The sequence below is a fragment of the Staphylococcus sp. HMSC068G11 genome (assembly GCF_001815825.1).
Taxonomy (GTDB): Bacteria; Bacillota; Bacilli; order Staphylococcales; family Staphylococcaceae; genus Staphylococcus; species Staphylococcus epidermidis.
This window is the reverse complement of sequence record NZ_KV822073.1, coordinates 36876-63458: the sequence shown is the minus strand read 5'-3', so window position 1 is coordinate 63458 and position 26583 is coordinate 36876. Positions and strand designations below refer to the sequence as shown.

Below are 26583 nucleotides of genomic sequence, written 5' to 3'. Positions count from 1 at the left end.
TTTTTCATGTTATAAAACATAAAAAAGGATGGCGCTGGGTTACGCCATCCAGGAGTATTATGTTCATGAATATAAAAGACTTTGTAGTTACTAATAACTACAATTTAATATTATCAGATTGCTATTTATCTGACAACATTAAAGGTTTTGATTTTTAAAATTTCCAACAAAATTGAGAAAATTATTACTTTGATTTAAAGGCCTCTATTCGGTTTCATAAGCCATTGGTGATATGTAATAATGAATTGTAAAACGACATCGAGGAGGTTTCTTATGGACAGTTTAATTACATTTATCATTATTACATTATTGATTATTATAGTGCCTGGGCCAGATTTCATTATTGTAATGAAAAATACTATTAACTCAAGTAAAATGAATGGTTTTATGGCCGCATTTGGTATCACTACGGGGCATATTTTATACTCTTCATTAGCAATTTTTGGAATTATATACATACTTACGAGTTTACACTTTGTTTTTTTAACAATAAAAATATTGGGTGCTTGTTATCTTATTTATCTCGGAATCAAAAGTATTTTAAGTGCGCACAGTTCTGTTGATTTTAGTAAACAAGCTTTAGCTGATGTCAGAAATGTGAGTTATATCACTTCTTTTAGACAAGGTTTTTTAAGTACAAGTCTTAACCCTAAAGCTTTATTATTTTATGTTAGTATATTCCCTCAGTTTCTTTCTAACGGTAATATACATATGAAATCTGAGATTGCGTTATTTGCTTTTTCAGTTGTTGTAGTTACATGCTTATGGTTTTTATTTTGTGTATTTATCTTTCAATATATTAAATTATTATTCAGCAGACCAAGATTCAAAGCTATATTTGATTATATTGTAGGGTTTGTTTTAATTGGCTTATCTATTAATTTATTATTAAGTAAAAGTAGCTAAGTCAGAAATGAGGAGATAGAATGGAAATTTATTTAGTGAGGCATGGTGAGTCGCAGTCCAATTATGATAATAAGCACGGGTATCTATATTTTTGTGGACAGTTAGACATCCCTTTGACGGAAAGAGGTATAAAAAGCGCTAGAGAACTATCTGCTTATTTAAAAAATAAATACATTGACACTGTATATGTATCAGATTTAAAAAGAACAAGGCAAACGTATGATGAGCTATTTCCTTATGATCTTCCAACAATATATACTAAGACGTTAAGAGAGCGTTCGTTAGGTGTTTTTGAAGGGAAAAATAAAGAAGAAGTTTGTAAAGACAAAAGGTTCGAAAAATATTTCCATGATCCTAATTATAAATACTTTAGACATAGTTTTTCACAAAAAGCACCACAAGGAGAAAGTTATCAAGATGTCTATGATAGAGTGGTTACTTTCATTGAAAATGAGCTTAATCAACGGCAAAGATGTGTAGTGATAGTTGCGCACCAAGTTGTAATTAGATGTTTTTTCGTCTATTTTAAAATGATAACTAAGGAAGAAGCCTTATCGACGGAAATTCTTAATTGTTATCCATATTTAATTAAAAAAGAAATGAAGTTTTGAATAGATATATAATCATTTGAGTTGTAAAATTGCAATTGCTGGCTAAATTGATATTAATTCTCTATCAAAAGGTATGATTGAGGTCTATCAACAACCGTAGCAATATTGTTATATATAATATAGGATTGTGAGTGAAGCCTGGGGCATTGATTATCGATGCCTCAGGCTTTCATAACATACAATCAGTCAATGATAGAATTAAAAATATACACAAATATCAAACCATTTTTTACAAGAGAGTGGGGCCCCAACAAAGAGAATTTCACCGAGAAATTTAACAAGCAAAGCAAGTTGGGGATGGGCCCTCAACAAAGAGGATTATAATGTAAATTCTACCTCTCTTACCCCTTTACTTGATTAATTTATTCTATCTGAAGTAGATGGGTGTACTGAAAGTGTGACAATAGAACTAACAAGTAATGCAAGTATCGTTAAGGAAGCCATAAGCGTAATGACAATTTGTCCCATCATTAAGCTAATGATTACTAAAAACCCCCATATCATCAGTGCGCTTATTTGTAATATCGCCGATATGATTCTACATGCAAGATGATTAAATATACCTAATATGAGTGCTGGTAAAGCCATTATAACTATTGTCGTAATGGCTATGAGTACTGTATAAGGTTCGTTATAGTTGATTGTGTGTGGGCCTGTTGGATATTTTGCTAAAACAAGTACTAAGCCGATGGTAGATAGTATTGCTAAGATAATAAATGTTAAACGTATCTTCATAATGATTTTCCTCATTTCTTTTTATTTAGAAAAATATATATGCTATATTAATTTTATTGTGTATTAAATATATTGAATTGTCAAAATAGCGAAAGCATGTTTCAAAAAGATGAGATGATGAATTAACTCGAATATCAAACAAGCCCAAAAAAGATGTTAGTCCAACATCTTTTTTGGGCAAGTAAAATAATGTGCTATAGAAAAAGCCTTTTGTTTTATTTATTAAATACTTCTGTGTCTATTCCTTTTTTCTTAAGGAAAGTAGTGATTTTATCTTGTTGTTTTTTATTTACATCACCTGAATATTTTGTGGGTACATCAACAACGTTAATTGAATTTTGTGGTTGGTAGTTTAATTTCTCAATGTCTTCATCTACGTTTGAAATAGTACTATTTAAAGCGTGAAAATAATTAATTATACGATCTGTTGGATCTTTATATTCTTCAGGGATGTGATTGTTTTTTATAAATTTTTTAAAATGCAAATCATTTTTAACTGCTAAATTGGATAACTTGCTAAGACGATCAGCTTGTGATTCTGTGATTTTAGGATTACTATCACTTTGCTTATCTAATTTATGTTGCATGACATACTTATTATCAAGTACATCGCTATTCGCTTGTAAATATTTTTCTAAAGCTTGCGTCATCTCTTTTTCGCTAATTTTTTGTCCTTTTTTGTTTGAAGAAAAAATATCTTTTTCCTTTAAAGTTTTAGCATTTTTAGGTGCATGAGCGTTGCTGTGATGCTCTTGGTTATTGTTATCGTTCGTATTTGAGCATGCTGCAAGTGTTAAAGACAATGCTAGTATCAAGTATGTAATGACTCTCTTTTTCATAGAATTGAGTAACTCCTTTTACGTCTCTATCATTAAACAGTGTTTTAAATTTATACATCTATTAGAGTATCATTTGTCGAAAAATATTTGAATATTTTAGAACTACATTTACCGTTAGATATGACTAAATTATGTCGGATTATATGAATAATATACTTGTTTCAATAGGTTTTTTATAATAAAAAACAGAGCTCCACCATGGGAACTCTGTGAGGTTAAAATATTTATGATAAGTAACGTTTTAAAAATTAATTTCTAATTATATAATCGAATGCATTAAGTGCAGCATTGGCACCAGCACCCATAGAAATAATAATTTGCTTATTTTTTTGATCAGTAACGTCACCAGCTGCAAAGATACCAGGAACGTTTGTTGCGTTATCGCGATTAATCATAACCTCGCCACGTTCATTTAATTCGACAGCATTTTGCAACCAAGATGTATTAGGAACTAATCCAATCTGTACAAATATTCCATCTAAATTAACTACTTGTGACTCTCCGGTAGTCATATCTTCATAGCTGATACCTGTAACGTAATCGTCACCAATTACTTCTGTTGTTTTAGCGCTCGTTTTAATATCAACATTAGGTAGTGAGCGTAGACGTTCTTGTAATACGCTATCAGCTTTTAATTCAGAAGCGTATTCAAATAATGTTACGTGTTTAACGATGCCGGCTAAATCAATAGCTGCTTCTACACCAGAATTACCACCACCGATGACAGCGACATCTTTATTTTCAAATAAAGGTCCGTCACAGTGAGGGCAGAAAGCCACGCCTTTATTGATTAGACGGTCTTCCCCTGGGATGTTTAGTTTGCGCCAACTTGCACCTGTAGAAATGATGGCAGTTTTACTTTCTAAAACAGCATCATTTTCTAAAGTTACTCGAATAGCTGAATCTGTTTTTTCGATATTTGTAGCACGAATACCAGTCATTGTATCAATATCATATTGTGCAATATGTTCTGCAAGATTTGATGAGAACTCTGAACCTGTCGTTTCTTTAACAGTGATGAAGTTCTCGATACCAGCAGTATCATTAACTTGACCACCAATGCGATCAGCGACAATACCTGTACGTAGCCCTTTACGTGCTGTATAAATTGCAGCACTACCACTTGCAGGTCCGCCACCAACGATTAACACGTCATAAGGATCTTTATCGTTGAATTCAGAGGCATCTTGCGTGCTTCCTAATTTAGTTAAAATATCTTGAACTGTCATGCGTCCGTTACCAAATTCTTGACCATCTAAGAAGACGGCAGGCACTGCCATAATGTTTTCAGATTCTTCACGGAAAACAGCGCCATCAATCATAGTATGAGTGATGTTAGGATTAATAACACTCATTAGGTTTAACGCTTGAACGACGTCAGGACACTTTTGACAAGTAAGACTTACAAAGGTTTCGAAATGAAATGGACCTTCGAGCCCTTTAATTTGATCGATAATGGATTGCTTTTCTTTAGGTGCTCGACCACTCACTTGTAGTATAGCTAATACTAGAGAGTTGAATTCATGGCCTAAAGGTATGCCAGCAAATGTAATACCTGTTTCTTCACCAGGGCGGTTAACTGAAAAACTTGGTGTACGTTTTAAAGATTTTTCAGTAATTGTTATGTGTGCTGACATCTCAGCAATCTCATTTAATAATTCTTTGAGTTCGTTTGATTTATCATCAGAGCCTAGGCTGGCAACGAATTCAACGTCACCTTCCATAAGCTCAAGTAATTGTTGTAATTGTTGCTTTAAATCAGCATTAAGCATATTTTAATGCCTCCTTAGATTTTACCTACTAAGTCTAAACCAGGTTGTAATGATTCTGAACCTTCTTCCCATTTAGCTGGGCAAACTTCACCTGGATGTTGACGTACATATTGAGCGGCTTTAATTTTGTTAACTAATGTACTTGCGTCACGTCCGATTCCGTCAGCATTGATTTCTGCTGCTTGTACCACACCATCAGGGTCGATAATGAAAGTACCACGTTGTGCTAGACCAGATTCTTCATCCAACACATCGAAATTGCGAGTGATTGTTTGAGAAGGATCACCAATCATGCTGTATTCTAGTTTGCTGATTGCATCAGAATGGTCGTGCCAAGCTTTGTGTACGAAGTGTGTATCTGTAGATACTGAGTACACGTTAACGCCTAATTCTTGTAATTTAGCGTATTGATTTTGTAAATCTTCTAATTCAGTAGGGCATACGAATGAGAAGTCAGCAGGATAGAAACATACAACGTTCCAAGAACCTTTAAGATCTTCTTGAGTAACTTCTTTAAACTCATCTTTTTTTGGATCATAAGCTTGTGCTGTGAAAGGTAAAATTTCTTTGTTAATTAAAGACATAGATAAATTCCTCCTGAAAAGTTAAGTGTTAATTAGAATTACTTAAAAATAATTGTTTGTTTATAATAATTCTAATCTCTTGTTTAGTATTATTACATCTTGGCATTGAATAGTCAACTTTAGAAGTTCTTAAAATCTATGAAAGTATAAAAAGCTATAATTAAGCCATTTTAAATCCTTCATTAATTAAAGAATAACGAGTAAAAAAAGTTGAAAATCCAATGTGAAACTGAAATTTTCAAATGTGTATGACATTGAATCTCAGTTATCATTCTCAACTATGGTTATTTTATTGATAATGAAGTGTAATTTTATTACTACTTCATATATATAATAACATGTATCATACATGGATTTCCTTTTTTAGCATCTGTATAAAACAGAAAGAGTTAATTCCACAAGTTGTTATGACTTTCTGTGAAAATAACCCTATTAAACTTACTTTATTTATTAACCGAAAATGACACCTTACCGATACCACTATATTCAGCACGGTACGTGCCATATTCTAATTTTAATGGAGATATAAAAGTTCCAGATGAAATGATATCTCCTTTTTTAAGTTGTTTGCCGTGCGTGTGTAGTTTTTTAATTAACCAATGAATAGCGTTTAAAGGATTTCCAAGTACTTCAGATGATTCTCCTGTGGCGATACATTTATCGTCTTTATATAAATTTAAATGTACATTAGCAAATGCATCATTATCAAGTCCGTCTACAGAGTCACCTACTACGACAAGTCCTGTTGCGGTATTATCTGATATTAAATCTGATAAAGTAAAATTTGGAAACCAATTTTTATATCTTGCATCTGGAATTTCAATGCCTGGCGCGATACGGGTATGATATTTAATTGTTTCTAAATCAGCATCATAAGGTAAGTCTTCTTGCACTATAAAGATAATTTCTGGTTCTAGTAATGGTGAAAATAATTCTGAAAGAGAGACTGAGGCGCTATCATTAACAATTTGGTTAGATAAAAGTGTTCCATATGCAGGTTCGTTAGTGTTAGCAATTGTTTGAGTTGCCTTGCTAGTCATACTAACTTTATACCCTGTAACAGTCGAACGGTCTTTGAAAGTTAATTGGTCAATTAGTTCCTCTTGTACATGATATGCTTCTTCTTCGCTTAATTGATAGTTCTCGCTAATGAAATCGATAGGTTTTTTATATCTATAGGCTTTAAATAAAACCTCAGCAACTTCTTTATTTGTTAGTGTCATATTGTATCCCCCTAAATTATCTGAAAATTGATACTTTTATGATAACTTCTAAATATGAAGCGTGCAAATCTATTTAAATATACTTCATTTAGGGTATAAAATAATTAATAATGAAAATTTTGATAGGAGTGTGTATAGTGTCAGATTATGTTTATGAGCTGATGAAACAACATCATTCAGTTAGAAAATTTAAGGATCAACCACTTAGTTCTGAGACGGTAGAAAAATTAGTAGAGGCGGGACAGAGTGCTTCTACATCCAGTTATCTTCAAACTTATTCTATTATTGGTGTTGAAGATCCAAGCATTAAAGCGCGTTTAAAGGAAGTGTCAGGTCAACCTTATGTTTTAGATAATGGTTATTTATTTGTATTTGTTTTAGATTATTATCGTCATCATTTAGTAGATGAAGTTGCGGCGTCAAATATGGAGACATCATATGGTTCTGCAGAAGGACTATTAGTAGGTACAATAGATGTTGCATTAGTTGCACAAAACATGGCAGTTGCTGCCGAAGATATGGGATATGGAATTGTTTATTTAGGGTCATTGCGTAATGATGTTGCGCGAGTGCGTGAAATTTTAAATTTACCAGATTATACGTTTCCGTTATTTGGTATGGCAGTTGGTGAGCCTTCTGATGAAGAAAATGGTTCACCTAAACCGCGCTTGCCATTTAAACATATATTTCATAAAGACCAGTATGATGCAAATCATCATCAACAACGAAAAGAATTGGAAGCATACGACCAAGTAGTGAGTGAATATTATAAAGAACGTACCCACGGTGTGCGTACAGAAAATTGGTCACAACAAATAGAAACATTTCTAGGACGTAAAACACGTTTAGATATGTTAGATGAATTGAAAAAAGCAGGATTTATTCAAAGATAAAAAGAACCTGAGACAGAAATACATGTCTCAGGCTGGGTGGGGCGATATTTTAAACACAAATTTTGCCCCGCTCTTTTTATAATTGTATATCGTAATGACCAATGACAACTTATCTTACATTTAATTTGCAGATAAATCGCCGTAATCATTTGAGTCAAAAGTTTTTTTGTCCCAATGATTTGTTAAGCGTGCGGTACCTGTTCCAGCTAGCATTGAGTCATTAACGTTAAGTGCTGTACGACCCATATCGATGAGAGGTTCGATAGATATCAGTACTCCTGCTAGAGCGACTGGTAGATTAAGTGTAGATAATACGAGTATTGATGCGAATGTTGCACCGCCACCTACACCTGCAACACCAAATGAACTTATAATAACAACAGCAATAAGTGTAACAACAAATTGGAAGTCAATTTCTACATTTGCTACTGGTGCTACCATAACTGCTAGCATAGCAGGGTAGATTCCTGCACAGCCATTTTGCCCTATGGATAGACCAAAAGTTGCAGAGAAGTTTGCAATTCCCTCAGGTACACCTAAACGTTTTGTTTGCGTTTGAACATTTAATGGTAATGCACCTGCACTTGATCGTGAAGTAAATGCGAAGATTAGTACTTCTATTGTCTTTTTCACGTATTTAACGGGATTGATACCTAAGACACTCAGTATAATTAAATGGATGATATACATTGTGATTAGAGCTGCGTATGAAGCAATTAAGAATTTACCTAACGTCCAAATTGCAGAAAAATCGCTGGTCGCAAGAGTAGAAGCCATAATAGCTAAAATGCCATAAGGCGTTAATCGTAAAACAAAAGTTACGATAGCCATAACGATAGAATAGATTGCTTCTATACCACGTTTAAGTAAGCTTCCATGTTCCGGTTGTTTTCTTGCAACTCTAAGATAAGCAAAGCCCACAAACGTTGCAAAAATAACAACTGCAATTGTCGAAGTTGTACGTTGTCCTGTGAAATCTAAAAATGGATTGCTTGGGAATACTTCGAGAATTTGTTGTGGTAAAGTGTTTGCAGTTAAATCTTTAGCTTGTTTTGAAATTTCTGTACCACGTGAATGTTCTGCACTACCTAAATCAATAGACGATGCATCTAAACCAAAGATCAAAGCGTAAAAAATTCCGACGATAGCTGCGATGGCTACAGTACCAATTAAAAACATAAAAATATAAGAACCGATCTTAGCGAATTTTTCACCAATTTGTATTTTGCTAAAAGCGGCAACAATTGAAATGAATATTAGTGGCATGACAATCATTTGTAATAGTGCAACATAACCATCTCCGACAATACTAAACCAGTCTGTTGATTGTTCGAGAGTTTTAGACTCTGCACCATATATGAGGTGTAATACAATGCCAAATACGATACCTATTCCTAAAGCGGTAAAGACGCGTTTAGGGAATGAAACGTGTTTTCTTGCCATAATATTTAACATAACTAGGAAAACAAGTAACACGATGACATTAATTACTGTAAAAAGTATTTCCATATCAATATATAGCTCCTTTTATAATTTTAGTATTCCGACATATGTAATAAGAATAAAGGGGGTTAAGAAGAAATTCAAGTTGTTGATTTATAGTTTTCTGATTCACTTAAAGTTGAATAGTGTGAAGGTGATTACTAGAACAATGAAAAATTGGAAGTTTATGTTTATTAGAAAAGTGAGCAAAGAGGACATAAAGAGATTTACATTAATAAAAAAGACGCGTGCAATCATGCTATAAGAAGACAAGATTGCGCGCGTTTTTTATTTAATATTATGAATAAGCATGAGTCAGCTATGAATACAAATCATTTATAAGTTAAATAGACGTGCAAAGAAACCTTTCTTCTCTTCTTTAGGTTGTTGTTGGTAAGTCGATTGAGAAGAAGGTGTAGCTGATGTTGATTGAGAATGAGAAATTGACTCAGATTTTTCTGAGTTAGATACACTTCCTGACTCTGACAAGAACTCGCTTGTAGACGTACTTTTTGATTCAATTTCCGATTTGCTATTTGTATTACTTTCAGATGTTATCGAGTTAGACTCGGATAGAGATGAACTCATTGAATCGTTTACTGATTCAGATTGGCTTAAACTTGCTGTAGTGCTTTGACTTGCGATGTTGCTCTGAGATATTGAAGCGCTATTTGACATTGAATCAAAATGACTGCGTAATTCACTATCTTTTAATTCGTTAGCTTTAGCGATGTCTTTAGATTGTTGTTCTTGTGCTGACTGAATAGCCTCTTGAGAATTTTGGATTGATTTTAAAGACTGGGCATTCGATTCTAATTTTGTTGTAATATCAGTCTGTAATTCTTTAAGTTCCTGTTGTTGGTGATGTACTTGGTTAATCATTTGCCCTAACATTTGACGTTCTTCTCGCATTTTTTGAATTTCAGAACGTAAATCTTCAACGAGTTGTGCTACATTTTGATCAGTTGGTAATTGGCTATCCTCGTCTTTAACAATGACTTGTAAAAAGTCTTTTTCCTTTTCAAGCTCTTCAAATGCTAAATCATAACTATTCGTTTGTTTAACTTTGTTAGCGATATCTGTAAATAATTCGATGTCATCTTCTTTAAAGTCTGTGGCTTCACGACCACGATATTCTGTTTTACTAAGGTGATAGCCTCGTTCCTCTAAATGTTGTACAATTTTTCGGACCTGCTTTTCACTTAGTTCTACACGTTGAGCAAATTCTTTAGTTAACATTGAAAAAGTCCCTTCATATTTTAATTATGTATGGTGACGTTTGTCTTCGGCCAGTGAAACGTCAGTCTTACCTCATATGATAGTTTACCTTTTCTTAATATTGATTTCAAGGTGTTTTAGACAGACTATCTTAAATTCATTTCTTTTAGGAGAGGGTAAATAATTTCTCTTGAAATGCCGTTTGCAAAAACATATTTAAGAATATAATTAGATTTGACGCTTGTGCCATAAATGTCCTTTGTTAATTCAATGTTAGCTTTAATAAATAAATCTACTTTTTGTGGCGTTTCCTTTTGGTTTTGATTTGGATGAATGTAGTCGATGTCGTCCTGCTTTTCAAATTGATTTTCAAAGAGGAATTGACGACGATGTTCTAGTGCGTTTCTGAGCTTGTCATCGATGTCAACAGTCGAGGGTTCTTTTGGAACTTCTAACATGATGAAATTAATATCTCTATTATGAACTTCTTGTGATAAAAGGTTTAATTGTTTTTCTATTGCCTCTAAAGTTAAGGACATTCTTTCATCATGATTGGGGCTTTCTTTTGCGATTAAGTAAATTAAAAATGCAGAATTGGTTGTTGCTTCGTAATGCGCAGTTGCTAAGCTAACTACAGTCTGGTTTTCAATTCCAACGATAAAGGCGTAATCATTTTCTGTTTTATTGTTTTCAAGTGAGCGTTTAAAAATTTTACTATCTTCATCTAAACCAATATCCAATTTATTATCATATAATTTGAGTGCCTCGCTAAATAATGGATCTTTAGCTGATTCTATTACTTTAAATTCCATGTTATATCCTCTCCCTAATATTATTCAATCGTAGCTAATTAGCTTTATTTAATGATAAAAAAACCATAATGTCTGCTCGACTAAACAAACATTATGGTGCAATGCTTTTATAATGTAGAAATAAAATTATGCTTTAGGCCCTTCAGACTCTGCGGCATAATGAGTAATATCCACTTCTTTATATGCAGCATTATTATCTTCAACTTCATCATGAGAAGAACGATCACTGTTAGCAACAACGAGCATTTTATCGTTTAAAATATCTTGTTTATATCCTTCTAGTTCATTGTCAGTTAAATCATAACGAGATAATACTGCTTCTTCTCCATCTTCACCTGTAAGTAAACGAGACATACGGTCACTAAATGAGCCACTTGTAGCCATTAATGAGATTTGAGAGTTGTGTAAATCATCTAAGTGCAACTTACTTTTACTGATAACAGCTAATTCTGTCTCTAAATAACCTTCAGATTTTTTTTGATTGATGACTTTATATAATTCGTCTTGGTTATTCACTACAGTAATTTTTGCCATGATTATCGCCCCTTTTAAAAATGTTGTCTTACATGGTTATACCCTAGTCTAATTTAATAAAACTATTATACAGATAATTATATAATTTTGTGTTAAAACATTTCAATGATAATTCATCCTTTAATATAACGCTTACACTGAATTTTGATGCTTTTTGAATCGTGAACATCTCTTTAATTATATTGAAAATACAACAAAAATTTGCTATTATCATTAAATAATTTATATGACTCATATAATCTAGAGAATATGGCTTTAGAAGTTTCTACCGTGTCGCCATAAACGACACGACTATGAGTAACAATCCAATACATTAAGAGCAGTTTAAATCGCTAAAGCAACATAAAAGTAAAACGCATTTGGTATAACTGGTAACAAGTGAGGATACACATAAGCCTGTATAAATTGAGTGCAATTGTTTGAGTTTTATCAAATTTAATAAGCGTTTTTAGGATTACGTATGCGTATCTTCTTCTTAATTTGCTTTAAGGCAAAGTATTGCACGTTCACTCATAGATCCTGAAACTATTAATGGTAGTTTGAGGTTTTTTTGTATCTAGGAATCGAATTTGAATTTACTTGAGGAGGTTTTTTGAGTGGAGTCGTTAGGACAAAAAGTCAAAGAAGATGGCGTTGTCATCGATGAGAAAATTTTGAAAGTAGATGGATTTTTAAATCATCAAATTGATGCAAAGTTGATGAATGATGTAGGTAAAACATTTTATGAGTCTTTCAAAGACGCTGGTATTACTAAAATTTTAACTATTGAAGCTTCTGGTATTGCGCCTGCTATTATGGCTTCTTTTCATTTTGATGTTCCTTGTCTATTTGCTAAAAAAGCTAAACCTAGTACTTTGAAAGATGGCTTTTATAGCACGGATATTCATTCATTCACAAAAAATAAAACGAGTACAGTCATTGTATCTGAAGAGTTTTTAGGTCCAGACGATAAAGTACTTATCATTGATGACTTTTTAGCTAATGGCGATGCTTCGCTAGGTCTTAATGACATTGTAAAACAAGCAAATGCTACGACAGTTGGCGTGGGTATTGTGGTTGAAAAAAGTTTCCAAAATGGGCGCCAACGTTTAGAAGATGCAGGCTTATATGTGTCTTCACTTTGTAAGGTAGCTTCATTAAAAGGCAATAAGGTAACTCTTTTAGGTGAAGCGTAATGAAAAATTTCATATTAAGTGTGCAACATTTGTTAGCGATGTATGCAGGGGCGATTCTTGTTCCTATTATTGTGGGGACAAGCTTAAAATTTTCAGCTGAAGAAATTGCTTATCTAGTTACTGTTGATATATTTATGTGCGGGGTAGCGACATTTCTTCAAGCGAATAAAGTCACAGGGACTGGATTACCGATTGTACTAGGATGTACGTTTACTGCTGTTGCACCTATGATACTCATCGGTCAAACCAAAGGACTTAATGTTTTATATGGTTCGCTTTTAATATCCGGTATCTTAGTTGTTTTAATTGCGCCTTTTTTCTCTTATTTAGTTAAATTCTTCCCACCTGTTGTAACAGGAAGTGTCGTGACAATTATTGGAATCAATTTAATGCCAGTTGCAATGAATTACTTGGCAGGTGGCGAAGGAGCGAAAAACTATGGCGATACTAAGAATTTAATGTTAGGTGGTATTACACTACTCATTATTCTTATTTTACAAAGATTTACAAAGGGCTTCTTGAAATCAATTGCGATACTTATAGGATTGGCAATAGGTACTGCTTTAGCTGGTATATTTGGAATGGTTGATATCAAACAAGTGGGCGATGCACATTGGTTTGGATTCCCTGTTCCATTCAGATTTTCTGGTTTTGGCTTTGATGTAAGCTCGATACTTGTATTTTTCATTGTTGCAGTTGTAAGTTTAATTGAATCTACTGGTGTCTATCATGCACTGAGTGAAATTACTGGTAGAAAATTAGAAAGAAAAGATTTTCGAAAAGGGTATACTGCGGAAGGTCTAGCAATCATTTTAGGTTCAATATTTAATGCGTTTCCTTACACTGCATATTCCCAAAATGTAGGTCTTGTTTCTTTATCAGGAGCTAAAAAGAACAATGTGATATATGGAATGGTTATTCTTTTACTAATTTGTGGTTGTATACCTAAATTAGGTGCTTTAGCTAATATTATTCCATTGCCGGTTTTAGGTGGGGCAATGATAGCAATGTTTGGAATGGTTATGGCATACGGTGTTAGTATTTTGGGTAACATTAATTTCCAAAATCAAAATAATTTATTAATTATTGCAATTTCAGTAGGGTTAGGTGCTGGTATTAGTGCAGTACCTCAAGCATTTAAAGGATTAGGAGAACAATTTGCTTGGTTAACTCAAAATGGTATAGTGCTTGGCGCAATTTCTGCAATCATCTTAAATTTCTTTTTTAATGGTATAAAGTATAAACAAACCGGAGAAAATGTGAAATAATGTAACTAAGTATAAATAAAATTGGAGGCTGTTTTTAATGTGGGAAAATAAATTTGCTAAAGAATCTTTAACATTTGACGACGTGTTACTCATTCCAGCTGCATCAGATGTTTTACCAAGCGATGTTGACTTAAGTGTCAAATTATCAGATAAGATCAAATTAAACATTCCTGTTATCTCAGCAGGTATGGATACAGTAACTGAATCAAAAATGGCGATTGCTATGGCTCGTCAAGGCGGTTTAGGTGTTATCCATAAGAATATGGGCGTCGAAGAGCAAGCTGATGAGGTACAAAAGGTTAAACGTTCAGAAAATGGTGTTATTTCTAACCCGTTCTTCTTAACACCGGACGAAAGTGTGTATGAGGCTGAAGCATTAATGGGCAAATACCGTATCTCTGGTGTACCTATTGTCGATAATCAAGAGGATCGCAAGTTGATTGGGATTTTAACAAATCGTGATTTACGATTTATTGAAGATTTTTCAATTAAAATATCAGATGTAATGACGAAAGATGATTTAATAACAGCTCCAGTTGGTACGACTTTAGATGAAGCCGAAGCTATTCTTCAAAAACATAAGATTGAGAAACTTCCATTAGTAGAAAATGGTCGTTTAGAAGGATTAATCACGATTAAAGATATTGAAAAAGTACTTGAATTCCCATATGCAGCTAAAGATGAACATGGTAGATTGTTAGCTGCAGCAGCAATCGGTACGTCTAAAGATACTGAAATTCGTGCACAAAAATTAGTTGAAGCTGGCGTAGATGCGTTAATTATTGATACGGCTCATGGTCATTCTAAAGGCGTTATTAATCAAGTTAAACACATTAAGGAAACATATCCTGAAATTACTGTTGTCGCAGGTAACGTAGCGACTGCAGAGGCAACACGTGCTTTATTTGAAGCTGGTGCCGATGTAGTTAAAGTAGGTATTGGTCCAGGGTCAATTTGTACGACACGTGTTGTTGCAGGTGTAGGTGTGCCTCAAATTACAGCAGTTTATGATTGTGCTACAGAAGCCCGTAAGCATGGTAAGGCTATTATTGCTGATGGTGGTATTAAGTTCTCAGGTGATATTATCAAAGCATTAGCTGCTGGTGGTCATGCGGTTATGTTAGGTAGTTTGTTAGCTGGTACAGAAGAAAGTCCTGGTGCAACTGAAGTATTCCAAGGTAGACAATATAAAGTTTATCGCGGTATGGGATCTTTAGGTGCTATGGAAAAAGGTTCAAATGATCGTTACTTCCAAGAAGATAAGACGCCAAGAAAATTTGTTCCTGAAGGTATTGAAGGTCGCACAGCTTATAAAGGACCATTACAAGATACAATCTATCAACTTATGGGTGGCGTTAGAGCTGGTATGGGTTATACTGGTTCAGAAAACCTAAAAAAATTACGTGAAGAAGCACAATTTACACGTATGGGACCAGCTGGCTTAGCTGAAAGTCATCCTCACAATGTTCAAATTACGAAAGAATCACCAAACTATTCTTTCTAGTGTTAAACTTTGGATGATGAATTAATTATTTGTAGGAACGCGCTTAATTCTTAAAACAAAAATGCTTAATGATACGGTAACAATACTTAAAGCTATCATTTAGGGCATTGATAGGCGCGTTTCTCTTACTTTTACATAAAATAAAACAATAAAGGAGATTCATGACTATGGAAATGGCGAAAGAGCAAGAGCTGATTCTTGTTTTAGACTTTGGTAGCCAATATAACCAGTTAATTACGCGTCGTATCCGTGAGATGGGCGTTTATAGTGAATTACATGATCACGAAATTTCTATTGAAGAAATTAAACGAATGAATCCTAAAGGTATCATTCTTTCAGGTGGTCCAAATTCAGTGTATGAAGAGGGGTCATTTACTATCGACCCTGAAATTTATAATTTAGGTATTCCAGTTTTAGGTATTTGTTATGGTATGCAATTAACGACTAAGCTTTTAGGTGGTAAAGTTGAGCGTGCCAATGAGCGTGAATATGGCAAAGCTACAATTAACGCTAAATCAGATGAACTTTTCTTTGGCTTACCTTCTGAACAAACAGTATGGATGAGTCATTCTGATAAAGTAATTGAAATTCCTGAAGGATTTGAAGTAATCGCAGATAGTCCAAGTACTAATTATGCAGCTATTGAAGATAAAAAACGTCGTATTTACGGTGTACAATTCCATCCAGAAGTACGTCACACTGAATATGGGAACGACTTACTAAGAAACTTCGTTCGCCGTGTTTGTAATTGTACAGGTGAATGGACGATGGAGAATTTCATTGAAATTGAAATTGAGAAAATTCGTCAACAAGTAGGTAATCGTAAAGTATTATGTGCAATGAGTGGTGGAGTAGATTCATCCGTAGTTGCTGTACTTTTACATAAGGCAATCGGCGACCAATTAACATGTATTTTTGTAGACCATGGTCTTTTACGTAAAGGTGAAGGTGACATGGTCATGGAGCAATTCGGTGAAGGTTTTGATATGAATATTATTCGTGTTAATGCTCAAGAACGCTTCATGAGTAAACTAAAAGGTGTTTCTGATCCAGAACGTAAACGTAAAATCATTGGTAACGAGTTTGTATATGTCTTTGATGACGAAGCTGCGAAATTAACAGATGTAGATTTCTTAGCTCAAGGTACGTTATATACGGATGTGATTGAATCAGGTACTAAGACAGCTCAAACAATTAAATCTCACCACAATGTAGGTGGATTACCTGAAGACATGGAATTTGAACTTATTGAACCGATCAATACATTATTCAAAGATGAAGTGCGTGCATTAGGAATAGAATTAGGTATACCTGAACATTTAGTTTGGAGACAACCATTCCCAGGACCTGGATTAGGTATCCGTGTACTTGGAGAAATTACTGAAGATAAGCTTGAAATTGTTCGTGAATCAGATGCGATTTTACGTGAAGTGATTCGTGAGGAAGGTCTTGAAAGAGATATCTGGCAATACTTTACAGTACTTCCAGGTATTCAATCGGTCGGTGTCATGGGAGACTACCGTACGTATGATCATACTGTAGGTATTCGTGCGGTAACATCCATCGATGGCATGACTAGTGACTTTGCTAGAATTGATTGGGAAGTCTTACAAAAGATTTCAAGTCGAATTGTCAATGAGGTGGACCACGTTAATCGCGTTGTCTATGACATAACGTCTAAGCCACCAAGTACAATTGAGTGGGAATAGAATATAATAATGAAACAACCCTTTAACCGCAATGGTTAGAGGGTTGTTTTTGTATTTTCGAAGTTGGAAAAGGGCGGTGGATGAAAGTTTATTAGGTATTAATGAATAACTATATTTATTAACCAATTCAGCTAATGGTGACGGAAACTAAGGAAATTGTTATAAAACGTGGTGAATATAAGGAAAATCAATAAAACGGTAAATTGCAACTTGTTTATAATGAATATGTATAGCTAGTAGAAGGCCATACTAAGCCAAGTGATTGTTTGAAAGTTCGTGATGATATGATTGGGAAGTATCATAAACTATTTACTGAGAGAAAAAATTTTACAGGTGATACTCCGGAAATTGTTAATATTGGCGAATGGGATGAGGGCGATGAAGAAGATAAACAGAGAGCACCAGATAAAATAAATGAAAACTATCCTAATAGAACAATTATTGTTGATGATATACCGTTAGAGGATTAAATAGAGCCTATCTGAAAATATTCAGATGGGCATTTTTGATTTTAATTGAGATATTATTTTATTAGTATTTTAATTGATTAATAAATGATAATCTAAAAGGGGTAAGATTAAAAAATAATAGGAGAATGGTAATTGGACAAAGTTAATTACTTTTTAAAAGCTTTAGTATTGGTAATTATGCTTCGTTGTACCATGAATTATTTACTTCCGTCACCTGATACAATAACTTTTAAAATTTTAGATGGGCTTGCTTTTGGTGTTTTAACTGTATTTTTAATTAATTGGATTATTGGAATTTTTAAGAAGTATTCACAAAAATAAATTGCTCATTTATGTTGATTTTGAAATTGTTAAAAATTCTAAGTATCGATATCAATAAAGCAATTGGAATAAAGCATCTATGATTATTTGAAAACATAAGTTATAATATATTCAAAAATATTTTTGAATGAGGTGTAATTATGATTCAGACTATTGTAACTGCTGCTATTCTTTATATTGCGACAGCAGTAGATTTATTAGTGATTTTGTTAATATTTTTTGCTAAAGCAAAGACTAAAAAGGAATATCGAGATATTTATATTGGTCAATATGTAGGATCTGTGACATTGATTGTCGTAAGTTTATTCTTTGCCTTTGTCTTAAATTATGTTCCTGAAAAATGGATATTAGGATTATTAGGGTTAATACCGATTTATTTAGGAATTAAAGTGGCTATTTATGATGATTGTGAAGGAGAAAAGAGAGCTAAAAAAGAATTGAATGAAAAAGGATTGTCTAAATTAGTTGGTACGGTTGCAATTGTTACGATAGCAAGTTGTGGTGCTGATAATATTGGTTTATTTGTTCCGTATTTTGTGACATTAAGTGTTACTAATTTATTCATTACTTTGTTTGTCTTTTTAATTTTAATTTTCTTCTTGGTATTTACTGCACAAAAATTAGCTAATATTCCAGGAGTTGGAGAAATTGTTGAGAAATTTAGCCGTTGGATTATGGCTGTTATTTATATAGCTTTAGGTTTATTTATTATTATAGAAAATGACACTATTCAAACAATTTTAGGATTTATATTTTAATTTAGGGTGTGATTTCATATGAGTTATGAAAATGCTTGTGATGTGATCTGTGTACATGAGGATAAAGTTAACAATGCTTTAAGTTTTTTAGAAGATGATAAATCTAAGAAATTACTTAACATTTTAGAAAAGATTTGTGATGAGAAGAAATTGAAAATTATATTATCTTTGATTAAAGAAGATGAGTTGTGTGTTTGTGATATTTCTTTGATATTGAAAATGAGTGTTGCTTCAACTTCACATCATTTAAGACTTTTATATAAAAATGAGGTACTTGATTTTTATAAAGAGGGAAAGATGGCATATTATTTTATTAAAGACGATGAAATAAGAGAATTTTTCTCTAAAAATCAGGAGGGTTTTTGAAGCGAGTTGAAAACGAGTTTCCTCTTGCTTTGATATTATACAGAAATAATACTAAAATAAAAAAATAAATGTAAGTGTGATTTATAAACACAAAAGTAGATGTTTAACATTTACAATTATAGTTTTCTTAAAGATAATGAACGTATCTACTGAAATGTACTACTCAAAATTGAGTATCCTTTAAATGACTGTATCCGCTAGATGTAGTCTTTTTAACTTGTCAAAACTTGACATTTCATAAAGTTACAAACAGACTTAAAAGTACGCTTGTAACCAGTACCTTAAAATAGGGAAGTGGTTTGATAAAAGAATAAAGGGTGCCCCAAATTAGGGGTGCCTTTTAATATCCTCAAATTTGGGTATATTGGTTTATACTCAGCTCAAAATTGAGCTCAGTAATAGAACTGATTAGCTATAAATATATTTAACTGGCTCAAATGTGAGCTCGTTAATTAATAATACAAATGCTGACGCACTATGTCAGTGCATTAGAAAACGAAAATATTCGTTCTCTAAAATTAAGCTGAATACAGCCGAAATGTCGGCACTAGTAGATATATCACAACGGTAAATCAGAAAACGACTATATCTGTTCTATAAGTTCAGACAAGCCAAATGTGGCTTGTCTGAATATATATAGCTAGAAAACTCAAATATGAGTTCTCTTATATCCCAACTACTAAAACGTTACTTTGGAAAACCGAAATATCGGTTATCTAACTTATAGATGTGCGTAGTCAATTTGGCTACGCAGTTTAAAATGAAAATTTTAATATGTGGGATATTATCACTCCCCAAATCTGAGGAATGAAAGCTATGTACCTACAATGAGTACGCAGCTTATAGTCGAAATATATTTATGATGTATGATCTCGTGGCGCAGATTTGCGCAGTGAGTTTCACAGTCCAAATATGGACAGTGATATATACAAATTTGTATACATCTCATACAGTATTTTAGCGTGTAAGCTGACGCACCACTTTAGTGCATGAGCTTATGTAACAATTTGTGACGGTAGCTACTAATTGAATATAGCAACCGCTTCGATATGTAGGCACATTCTCAATTTAAGCATATGTTAATACACGGGTGTAGTCCTAATTTAGGATTGCAGCATTTATCAGCTTGTTGATTTAGCAATGTGGTTAAAGGTTTTGTGTTTTGTTGATACCTTAAATAAATAGACAGATTACTAAATTGGAATTTTTAAATGATCTCTTTAATGTTTAAAAAAGGATTAAGTGGTATAATTAACTAGTAATAACCTTTATATATTTAGCCAATGGCATTAGCTCGAGGTAGTTGCTAGCACTCATTCTGACCTTTTAGCATCTATAATTTTAATTATAATCTTGTTAGGAGTGGTAAAGATGAGCGATAGTACAACTCTCAGACAAATATGCACGCCAATTTTACAAAACAGTATTAGTGATTGTTTTGAGTGCATAGCCTCTGCCTTTAGCTAAGTATATAAAGGATTACAAATACACACACACGGACAAGTTAAATATTTCATTTTAAACGCCACTTACTAAGTGGCGTTTTTATTTTGAATACGTTAATTAAAAATTAATAGCAATCTATAAAAAAGAAGTACCTATAAAACTCTAATATGACAACGTATATCAATAGTCGAAAACACATGTGAAAAATACATATCATCGAGTGGGAATAATAGCATAGAATAATGAAACCTCTTAAGTATAGGCTTAAGGGGTTGTTTTTGTACTTCTGAAATTGGAAAAAGGAGGTGTGTGAAGTTTGTTTTCACTTGAGCGCAAAAAATAGAGATAACCATATAGTGATTATCTCGCTACTAGGATATATCATTTAAATAATAGAACATAGATAATCCCTATAATTGCACCGAATATAAACATCATTCAAATTAAATTTGGACTAAATTTCCAATCTCTTGAATGAGTTTTAGTTATTTTCTTTTTATACCATAAATCGATTACTTCTAGTAAAGCACAAAATAGACCACATAATAAAGGATATATAACAAAATTCATTTAAAAATTCTTTCTTTATTAATAAGTTATTATTGTATTTTTTCTAATTTGTTCAGTAACATGGTTAAATATTTGTAGGGTAGTTTTATGGTCTGTATGACCTACACGATCCATAATTGCACGCAGTGATATGCCTAATTGTGATAATAATGATATGTGACTATGACGCATTAGTATGACTCGTTATATATTTTTCAATACCTACATTATTTGCACCAATTTGTATTTTTCTATTGATTGATGTAAGTGATAGAGGGTTTCATCTATGGTTAGTGAATATAAAATCTCTATGTAACAGTGTATTGTTTAGATCCGGAAGTTAATTTGTATCTTTCAAACCACTCATCAAATGATCATGGAATGTTAGTGACTTAAGTGTAGTAGGTATTTTATCGTTTAACTTTGCTTCTATATGCTCACCTCATTTAAGCGCTTCTAAGCCTCTTTTTGTGACTCCTTATCATTCTTATTAAGTATACCACGCTAACACGTCGCCATTTGTTTGTGAGTGAATCTTTATACTTCTCATAGTAGCGATATTTAGTTTCACCATGTTTATTGGTGGATTTCTCATGTCACGTGTTTACCCTTCCTAAATAAAAAGGGTAGACGTGCTACCCTATATTTCAATTATGGCTGTTGATTATCTATTTCATTATTCATCACATCAGATACGCGATCATTAAATTCGTATTGTGAAATTTGACCGCTATCTTTTTGGTTTGCTAAATCATTCACTTGTTTTTGACCAGATTCAGACATCCAATCTGTTCGAAAATCTGTAGCAGGTAATGAATTTAAGTCAACATGATTATTCTGTTTGTTTTCGTTAGTACTTTCATTGTATTTCTGCTGTTCTTCAGGTGATAATTGATCATCATTAGAAACAGAATTGTTTGCTAAATATTCATCACTATATTGTTGCTGATTGTTATTAGTTTGTTGTTGAGATTGAACCTGTTCATTTGTAGCAGATTCTTGCATTGACTTGTTATCCTTTTTTTCTTGAGATTTCTTTTCTTCTCCAGATTTTTTATCCTCTTTAGTTTTCTTATCTTTTTTATCGTCAGATTTCTTTTCAGTAGTATTTTCTGACTTTTTATTTTCATCTTCCTTAGTGTCGTCTTGGCTACAAGCACTTAACACTAGTGTAGCAGCAAATAATGTACCTAATAATTTTTTCATATGTATTCTCCTTTAATTTAATGCCTCATTCATAGCTTTTTTATACTTTTCAAATACATGATCGTCAATATCGCCATTCATCTGTATTAAAAATTTATCTTTGATGTATACATGTGAATAGAACGCTGCACTTGATTTACCCAATTCTTCATAATACTTTTTCATTTCTTTTAGATCATCTTCATTTTTAAATTTTAAAATACGTGCATTTTTACCATCTGAAACAGTAAATATTTTAGCATTTTCAGTTTTCATTGGTGCCATACCAAAATCTTCACGTTCCATTTTTCGTAAGTTTTCGACACTCAAACCTTCATTTTTAAATTTGTTTATAATATCACTGATTTCATAATTCTTACCACATGCAGTTAGAACTAATAAACTACTTAATAAAAGTATAAAAAACTTTTTCATTTTATAAGTAACTCCCTATTTTTTATTACCTTTTATATTCATTTTTCTATGGTGTATTAGATATTGTTCGATAGAACCACCACCTTAATTGATGAATTAACTTTCATTAATAAATAGTTATCGTATGTAAGTGTCTTTTATTTTATCTTATATCTTTAAGAGATTGGATACTGTTATGATTGGCAAATAATTTTAATTGGTTTTCATTTTAGGATAATGTCTTTTCTGAACTCACTTGATTGTTCAATATCATTATTTAAATAAATTTCTTCTTGCTTTAATATACTATTTAAAATTGAAGTGATAATTTCTGTTATAATAATTTTAACTTACCCTTATAATAATACACCATTTAAATTTTTTTTGTTTAAATAGTCATAACTAGTATTGAATAATTATATATTTTTTAATTCTTTAATATAGATTTTACTATCTTCAACAGATATAAACTCGCTTATCATGATCTTGATTTTTTATTTATGTCTTTTTTAGGTCTAGTTCAACTACTTAGCTTTGGATTTTTAAAACCTATTGATAATAATAAATTGTTCTAATTGATGGAAAGTCTATAATTTCCATTTAAGTTTTACTAATATATCCAATAAATACATTTGAACGTAATAAAAAAGTGGAGGTTTACGGAACGAAGATGACAAATGTAATGATATTAAAGAATTTACTCTTTCAGTAAGTACTAATTTTTGTTTTAAAAATGAGATATCAACAGATGAAATCGATAATAAATTAGATTTAATTGATTAGTCAAAATTAACTTTGCAATATTTAAATTATTTAACACACACGGTCAAGTTAAATAAATCTTTTATAATGTCACTCTTAGAATAGCGATTTTTATGTGACATTGGGAATAAGTAAATTTATATAAATTTAATAGTTAAAATCCATCATTTGTCTATTTGATTAATAATAACATTATGGTACATGTAATAATAAGTGTGATTTCAATAGAAATAACAAAGGTGGTTATCACGTAAGTATAAAAGATATGTGGGAGTATTTATTAAATAAAAAATGGCAATCTGATGAATTTTGGACATTGTTACTAAACATACTCGTAGCAAGTATATATTTACAACGCCATTATTTGGAATACCAATAGGTATAATAGCTTATTTATGCATGGATTGTATTACTATAACGAGTAATATAGACTGAAAACAAACATATTATTGTGTGCTGAGAAACGCTCTGTTTTGCAATAAGGAATGGCGTTGTAGTTTTATGATAATGATAAACATTACGCCATGAATAAGTTACGCTTCTAATATATAGGATAACGATTCGTTCACCCTTAATGTGAGGTAGTGAGAAACGGCAACATTATATTGTTATTGAATCAACAATTCTCATTTAATACAGGAATGTTAAATATAAATAGGAGGTTGTTATAATGATCTACTTGTTTATATGGTTTCCGTTGATAATGATGTTAATATTAATAGCCAAAGTTAAAAAGGAGAACAAGCATGAGTAGATTTTTGAAAGCATTAGGCGATTTTATATTCATTATAGCTATCTTTTTTATAGGTACATTTTTACTAAGTTATCTTAATATACATATAACTAATAGGCTTGCTGACAAAATAAGTTCGTTAAACATTATTAATGTATACAGTGATAATGGATTAAATGGACTTTTAACAGTGGGGATTATACTAGCGGTAATCTCATTTATTTATGATATGTTTTTCAAAAAAAGGAAATCAGAAGAATGATAGGAAAATAAAAAAGGGTAGAAAAAGGTTATGATTTTGAAATAAGGGGCACATGTATGAACATGAATATAATAAAAATAAAGTTATAAACGTTTATATATAAGTGTTTTGATCGTGTGAGAAATATTTAAAAATAGATTTTATGCATGAGTGGGAATAACAAAATAATCATTTTAAAAGCTAGAAACACTAAAACAAAAGTGTTTCTAGCTTTTTTTATGTGATATGGGTTTATAATTGCATATTTTAGTTTCGTTTTGAACATTTTAATAAGAGAATCAACTTTATTAAGAAATCGATTTGATAATTTTTTGTTCAAGCGCATTAAAAAAATCAAATGTATATAATAGAGATTGATTAATCATCGAACTAAATGACTCGCTTGCTACAATGTTTTACTATTTAACTTTATTTAATTTAATAAATATTTTCTATTTTTCAAAAAATTCTCCTCAAAGGTATATTTTTTTGGTACTATGTATTTTATAGTTGTTTTCTAAAAAATCTGAAAATTTTAAAGAAATGGGGGAGTGTTTGATATGGATTTACTTATAGGTACTTTATTTTTAATTTTAGTTTTAGTTATTTTTACTCTATTTACATACAAGGCACCCAGTGGGATGAAAGCGATGGGTGCTTTAGCGAATGCGGCAATTGCTTCGTTTTTAGTTGAAGCTTTCAATAAATATGTGGGTGGACAAGTATTTGGTATTAAATTCTTAGAAGAATTAGGAGATGCTGCTGGAGGTTTAGGTGGTGTGGCTGCGGCTGGATTAACCGCATTAGCGATTGGCGTATCTCCAGTTTATGCACTTGTTATTGGGGCAGCTTGTGGAGGTATGGATTTATTACCAGGATTTTTCGCTGGGTATATTGTAGGTTATATGATGAAGTATACAGAAAAATATGTGCCAGACGGTATTGATTTAATTGGTTCAATTGTTATACTTGCCCCTATTGCTCGATTAATTGCTACTGGATTGACGCCAGTGGTTAATAACACGTTAATTAAAATTGGGGATATTATACAAAGTAGTACTGACACTAACCCGTTGATTATGGGAATTGTATTGGGAGGTATTATTACAGTAGTAGGTACTGCTCCATTAAGTTCAATGGCTCTCACTGCATTGCTTGGTTTAACGGGTGCGCCTATGGCCATAGGTGCTATGGCCGCATTTAGTTCGGCGTTTATGAATAGTGCATTGTTCCATCGTTTGAAATTGGGAGACCGTAAATCAACCATTTCAGTCGGAATCGAACCGCTTTCTCAAGCTGATATTGTTTCCGCTAATCCTATTCCTATTTATGTCACTAATTTCTTTGGTGGGGCAATTGCCGGTATTATAATTGCTTGGTCAGGTATGATTAATAATGCAACTGGCACTGCTACACCTATTGCAGGTTTTTTAGTGATGTTTGGTTTTAATAGTTTAACGAAAGTGATTATCTATGGTGTGGTTATGGCGATTATAGGAACTATTGCTGGTATTGTAGGGTCTATTGTTTTCAAAAAGTACCCCATTATTACTAAAAAGCAAATGTTAGAACGGGACACAATGACATAACTGAGTATACAATGATGAGCGCTAAGACTAGGCGATTTGAAAATTGATCAAAGTCATAGATGATTTCACGATTATGTGAATACATAAAATGAACAGAATATTTTCTATTCAAAGTTAGAGAAAATATTTTTGTTAATATGTATGCGTGCAACTCTTAAATATTAGAAGAAATGTAGTTGAACAAAATAATATCACACCATTTATTTGACACTTGAGTATGAAAAATATACAGTTAGGCAAATTTAGTATGTTGAAGCATAAACGTTTTATAATAAAAGTGTTAAAAAAGTATTGAGAGGAGATGTAGATTATGAACGATTCAATTCAATTCGTAATACAATTTCTCAACTTTTTAAATAGTGTGCTAGTCAACGGTGAACCTAAAAAATAGAAAAGTAGCCACTCCATTGAGGAGTGGTTTTATTGTATTAATTTGCAATAATCCCGAAAATGATTAGTTTAAATTGATGAAAGTGTGTCTAAA

At 32.2% G+C, this 26583-nt stretch carries 24 protein-coding genes, 3 pseudogenes and 1 riboswitch; of the genes and pseudogenes, 13 read left to right on the top strand and 14 right to left on the bottom strand.

Going from position 1 to position 26583, the window contains the following annotated elements:
- The first annotated feature begins 273 nt into the window (after positions 1-273).
- Positions 274-906, top strand: a complete 633-nt coding sequence (locus HMPREF3058_RS04615) for a LysE family translocator (RefSeq protein ID WP_002447691.1) — start codon at positions 274-276, stop codon at positions 904-906.
- 20 nt (positions 907-926) lie between these two features.
- Complete coding sequence (locus HMPREF3058_RS04610; RefSeq protein WP_002502294.1) at positions 927-1517, top strand: histidine phosphatase family protein; 591 nt, start codon at positions 927-929, stop codon at positions 1515-1517.
- 357 nt (positions 1518-1874) lie between these two features.
- Here HMPREF3058_RS04610 and HMPREF3058_RS04605 read toward each other — a convergent pair whose 3' ends face one another.
- From HMPREF3058_RS04605 to HMPREF3058_RS04585, 5 genes are all read right to left on the bottom strand, one after another.
- Positions 1875-2252, bottom strand: coding sequence for a hypothetical protein (locus HMPREF3058_RS04605; protein WP_002458608.1), 378 nt, complete (start codon positions 2250-2252; stop codon positions 1875-1877).
- Positions 2253-2467: 215 nt separating this feature from the next.
- Positions 2468-3091 (bottom strand): NDxxF motif lipoprotein, encoded by a 624-nt coding sequence (locus HMPREF3058_RS04600; RefSeq protein WP_002491677.1) that lies wholly within the window; start codon positions 3089-3091, stop codon positions 2468-2470.
- Between the two features lie 248 nt (positions 3092-3339).
- The gene (gene ahpF, locus HMPREF3058_RS04595) at positions 3340-4863 is read right to left on the bottom strand and encodes an alkyl hydroperoxide reductase subunit F (RefSeq protein ID WP_002475278.1); all 1524 of its coding nucleotides are present in this window, start codon (positions 4861-4863) and stop codon (positions 3340-3342) included.
- A 14-nt stretch (positions 4864-4877) separates the two neighbouring features.
- Positions 4878-5447 carry an alkyl hydroperoxide reductase subunit C gene (gene ahpC / locus HMPREF3058_RS04590; RefSeq protein WP_002447697.1) on the bottom strand — a complete coding sequence of 190 codons (570 nt, stop codon included), beginning with the start codon at positions 5445-5447 and terminating at the stop codon, positions 4878-4880.
- 443 nt (positions 5448-5890) lie between these two features.
- Entirely contained in the window at positions 5891-6670 is a 780-nt protein-coding gene (locus HMPREF3058_RS04585; protein WP_070731159.1) for a 2-keto-4-pentenoate hydratase, read from the bottom strand.
- A 137-nt stretch (positions 6671-6807) separates the two neighbouring features.
- Between HMPREF3058_RS04585 and HMPREF3058_RS04580 the strand changes: the two genes are divergently transcribed.
- On the top strand, positions 6808-7563 hold the full coding sequence (locus HMPREF3058_RS04580) for an NADPH-dependent oxidoreductase (protein WP_002458604.1): 756 nt from the start codon (positions 6808-6810) through the stop codon (positions 7561-7563).
- Between the two features lie 120 nt (positions 7564-7683).
- Here the strand turns inward: HMPREF3058_RS04580 and HMPREF3058_RS04575 are convergent, their stop codons facing one another.
- The 4 genes from HMPREF3058_RS04575 to HMPREF3058_RS04555 all read right to left on the bottom strand — a co-directional run bounded on the left by HMPREF3058_RS04575 (position 7684) and on the right by HMPREF3058_RS04555 (position 11609).
- Positions 7684-9072: an L-cystine transporter gene (locus HMPREF3058_RS04575; RefSeq protein WP_002491708.1), complete on the bottom strand. Its 1389-nt coding sequence runs from the start codon at positions 9070-9072 to the stop codon at positions 7684-7686.
- Between the two features lie 309 nt (positions 9073-9381).
- On the bottom strand, positions 9382-10284 hold the full coding sequence (locus tag HMPREF3058_RS04565) for a hypothetical protein (protein WP_002447701.1): 903 nt from the start codon (positions 10282-10284) through the stop codon (positions 9382-9384).
- A gap of 125 nt (positions 10285-10409) precedes the next feature.
- Positions 10410-11075 (bottom strand): hypothetical protein, encoded by a 666-nt coding sequence (locus tag HMPREF3058_RS04560; protein WP_002447702.1) that lies wholly within the window; start codon positions 11073-11075, stop codon positions 10410-10412.
- 126 nt (positions 11076-11201) lie between these two features.
- A complete protein-coding gene (locus HMPREF3058_RS04555; protein WP_002473328.1) occupies positions 11202-11609 on the bottom strand; it encodes a YflT domain-containing protein in 408 nt (135 codons plus the stop codon).
- Between the two features lie 211 nt (positions 11610-11820).
- A riboswitch (purine riboswitch) is annotated at positions 11821-11923 on the top strand.
- 282 nt (positions 11924-12205) lie between these two features.
- Here HMPREF3058_RS04555 and xpt point away from each other — a divergent pair.
- The 8 genes and pseudogenes from xpt to HMPREF3058_RS04515 all read left to right on the top strand — a co-directional run bounded on the left by xpt (position 12206) and on the right by HMPREF3058_RS04515 (position 19180).
- On the top strand, positions 12206-12784 hold the full coding sequence (xpt, locus tag HMPREF3058_RS04550) for a xanthine phosphoribosyltransferase (protein ID WP_002447704.1): 579 nt from the start codon (positions 12206-12208) through the stop codon (positions 12782-12784).
- A complete protein-coding gene (pbuX, locus tag HMPREF3058_RS04545) occupies positions 12784-14052 on the top strand; it encodes a xanthine permease PbuX (RefSeq protein WP_002502296.1) in 1269 nt (422 codons plus the stop codon). The genes xpt and pbuX overlap by 1 nt, the downstream gene beginning before the upstream one ends.
- Positions 14053-14089: 37 nt before the next feature.
- Entirely contained in the window at positions 14090-15556 is a 1467-nt protein-coding gene (gene guaB, locus HMPREF3058_RS04540) for an IMP dehydrogenase (RefSeq protein WP_002447706.1), read from the top strand.
- Between the two features lie 167 nt (positions 15557-15723).
- Positions 15724-17265, top strand: coding sequence for a glutamine-hydrolyzing GMP synthase (guaA, locus tag HMPREF3058_RS04535; RefSeq protein WP_002468031.1), 1542 nt, complete (start codon positions 15724-15726; stop codon positions 17263-17265).
- A gap of 140 nt (positions 17266-17405) precedes the next feature.
- A pseudogene (locus HMPREF3058_RS12490) lies at positions 17406-17735 on the top strand (terminase small subunit); the annotation flags it as partial.
- A gap of 132 nt (positions 17736-17867) precedes the next feature.
- Positions 17868-18056, top strand: coding sequence for a hypothetical protein (locus HMPREF3058_RS04525; RefSeq protein WP_002475276.1), 189 nt, complete (start codon positions 17868-17870; stop codon positions 18054-18056).
- A gap of 140 nt (positions 18057-18196) precedes the next feature.
- On the top strand, positions 18197-18814 hold the full coding sequence (locus HMPREF3058_RS04520; protein WP_002447710.1) for a CadD family cadmium resistance transporter: 618 nt from the start codon (positions 18197-18199) through the stop codon (positions 18812-18814).
- Between the two features lie 18 nt (positions 18815-18832).
- Complete coding sequence (locus HMPREF3058_RS04515; protein ID WP_002447711.1) at positions 18833-19180, top strand: ArsR/SmtB family transcription factor; 348 nt, start codon at positions 18833-18835, stop codon at positions 19178-19180.
- 2034 nt (positions 19181-21214) lie between these two features.
- Here the strand turns inward: HMPREF3058_RS04515 and HMPREF3058_RS12485 are convergent.
- The 4 genes and pseudogenes from HMPREF3058_RS12485 to HMPREF3058_RS04500 form a co-directional block, all read right to left on the bottom strand.
- A pseudogene (locus HMPREF3058_RS12485) lies at positions 21215-21485 on the bottom strand (tyrosine-type recombinase/integrase); the annotation flags it as partial.
- Between the two features lie 4 nt (positions 21486-21489).
- Positions 21490-21771 (bottom strand): annotated as a pseudogene (locus HMPREF3058_RS12480) (site-specific integrase); the annotation flags it as partial.
- 55 nt (positions 21772-21826) lie between these two features.
- Positions 21827-22381 (bottom strand): hypothetical protein, encoded by a 555-nt coding sequence (locus tag HMPREF3058_RS04505; protein ID WP_002475254.1) that lies wholly within the window; start codon positions 22379-22381, stop codon positions 21827-21829.
- Positions 22382-22393: 12 nt separating this feature from the next.
- Entirely contained in the window at positions 22394-22795 is a 402-nt protein-coding gene (locus tag HMPREF3058_RS04500; RefSeq protein ID WP_002475279.1) for a hypothetical protein, read from the bottom strand.
- A 1487-nt stretch (positions 22796-24282) separates the two neighbouring features.
- On the opposite strand from HMPREF3058_RS04500, the gene HMPREF3058_RS04495 reads away from it, so the two are divergent.
- Positions 24283-24531, top strand: coding sequence for a hypothetical protein (locus HMPREF3058_RS04495; protein WP_002491743.1), 249 nt, complete (start codon positions 24283-24285; stop codon positions 24529-24531).
- Between the two features lie 514 nt (positions 24532-25045).
- Here HMPREF3058_RS04495 and HMPREF3058_RS12400 read toward each other — a convergent pair.
- Positions 25046-25162, bottom strand: a complete 117-nt coding sequence (locus HMPREF3058_RS12400) for a hypothetical protein (protein WP_371093947.1) — start codon at positions 25160-25162, stop codon at positions 25046-25048.
- Between HMPREF3058_RS12400 and HMPREF3058_RS04490 the strand changes: the two genes are divergently transcribed.
- A complete protein-coding gene (locus HMPREF3058_RS04490; RefSeq protein ID WP_225307998.1) occupies positions 25116-26099 on the top strand; it encodes a PTS sugar transporter subunit IIC in 984 nt (327 codons plus the stop codon). The two genes, HMPREF3058_RS12400 and HMPREF3058_RS04490, sit on opposite strands and share 47 nt — an antisense overlap.
- Positions 26100-26583 lie beyond the last annotated feature (484 nt).

Excerpts from the sequence above, each read along its gene's own strand:
- HMPREF3058_RS04600 (WP_002491677.1), bottom strand. The coding sequence starts at position 3,091 with ATGAAAAAGAGAGTCATTACATACTTGATACTAGCATTGTCTTTAACA.
- HMPREF3058_RS04585 (WP_070731159.1), bottom strand. The coding sequence starts at position 6,670 with ATGACACTAACAAATAAAGAAGTTGCTGAGGTTTTATTTAAAGCCTAT.
- HMPREF3058_RS04565 (WP_002447701.1), bottom strand. The coding sequence starts at position 10,284 with ATGTTAACTAAAGAATTTGCTCAACGTGTAGAACTAAGTGAAAAGCAG.
- HMPREF3058_RS04495 (WP_002491743.1), top strand. The coding sequence starts at position 24,283 with ATGAGTAGATTTTTGAAAGCATTAGGCGATTTTATATTCATTATAGCT.
- HMPREF3058_RS04615 (WP_002447691.1), top strand. The coding sequence starts at position 274 with ATGGACAGTTTAATTACATTTATCATTATTACATTATTGATTATTATA.
- HMPREF3058_RS04605 (WP_002458608.1), bottom strand. The coding sequence starts at position 2,252 with ATGAAGATACGTTTAACATTTATTATCTTAGCAATACTATCTACCATC.
- HMPREF3058_RS04500 (WP_002475279.1), bottom strand. The coding sequence starts at position 22,795 with ATGAAAAAGTTTTTTATACTTTTATTAAGTAGTTTATTAGTTCTAACT.
- HMPREF3058_RS04555 (WP_002473328.1), bottom strand. The coding sequence starts at position 11,609 with ATGGCAAAAATTACTGTAGTGAATAACCAAGACGAATTATATAAAGTC.
- guaB (WP_002447706.1), top strand. The coding sequence starts at position 14,090 with ATGTGGGAAAATAAATTTGCTAAAGAATCTTTAACATTTGACGACGTG.
- HMPREF3058_RS04515 (WP_002447711.1), top strand. The coding sequence starts at position 18,833 with ATGAGTTATGAAAATGCTTGTGATGTGATCTGTGTACATGAGGATAAA.
- ahpF (WP_002475278.1), bottom strand. The coding sequence starts at position 4,863 with ATGCTTAATGCTGATTTAAAGCAACAATTACAACAATTACTTGAGCTT.
- HMPREF3058_RS04560 (WP_002447702.1), bottom strand. The coding sequence starts at position 11,075 with ATGGAATTTAAAGTAATAGAATCAGCTAAAGATCCATTATTTAGCGAG.
- HMPREF3058_RS04575 (WP_002491708.1), bottom strand. The coding sequence starts at position 9,072 with ATGGAAATACTTTTTACAGTAATTAATGTCATCGTGTTACTTGTTTTC.
- HMPREF3058_RS04610 (WP_002502294.1), top strand. The coding sequence starts at position 927 with ATGGAAATTTATTTAGTGAGGCATGGTGAGTCGCAGTCCAATTATGAT.
- guaA (WP_002468031.1), top strand. The coding sequence starts at position 15,724 with ATGGAAATGGCGAAAGAGCAAGAGCTGATTCTTGTTTTAGACTTTGGT.
- pbuX (WP_002502296.1), top strand. The coding sequence starts at position 12,784 with ATGAAAAATTTCATATTAAGTGTGCAACATTTGTTAGCGATGTATGCA.
- HMPREF3058_RS04505 (WP_002475254.1), bottom strand. The coding sequence starts at position 22,381 with ATGAAAAAATTATTAGGTACATTATTTGCTGCTACACTAGTGTTAAGT.
- HMPREF3058_RS04520 (WP_002447710.1), top strand. The coding sequence starts at position 18,197 with ATGATTCAGACTATTGTAACTGCTGCTATTCTTTATATTGCGACAGCA.
- ahpC (WP_002447697.1), bottom strand. The coding sequence starts at position 5,447 with ATGTCTTTAATTAACAAAGAAATTTTACCTTTCACAGCACAAGCTTAT.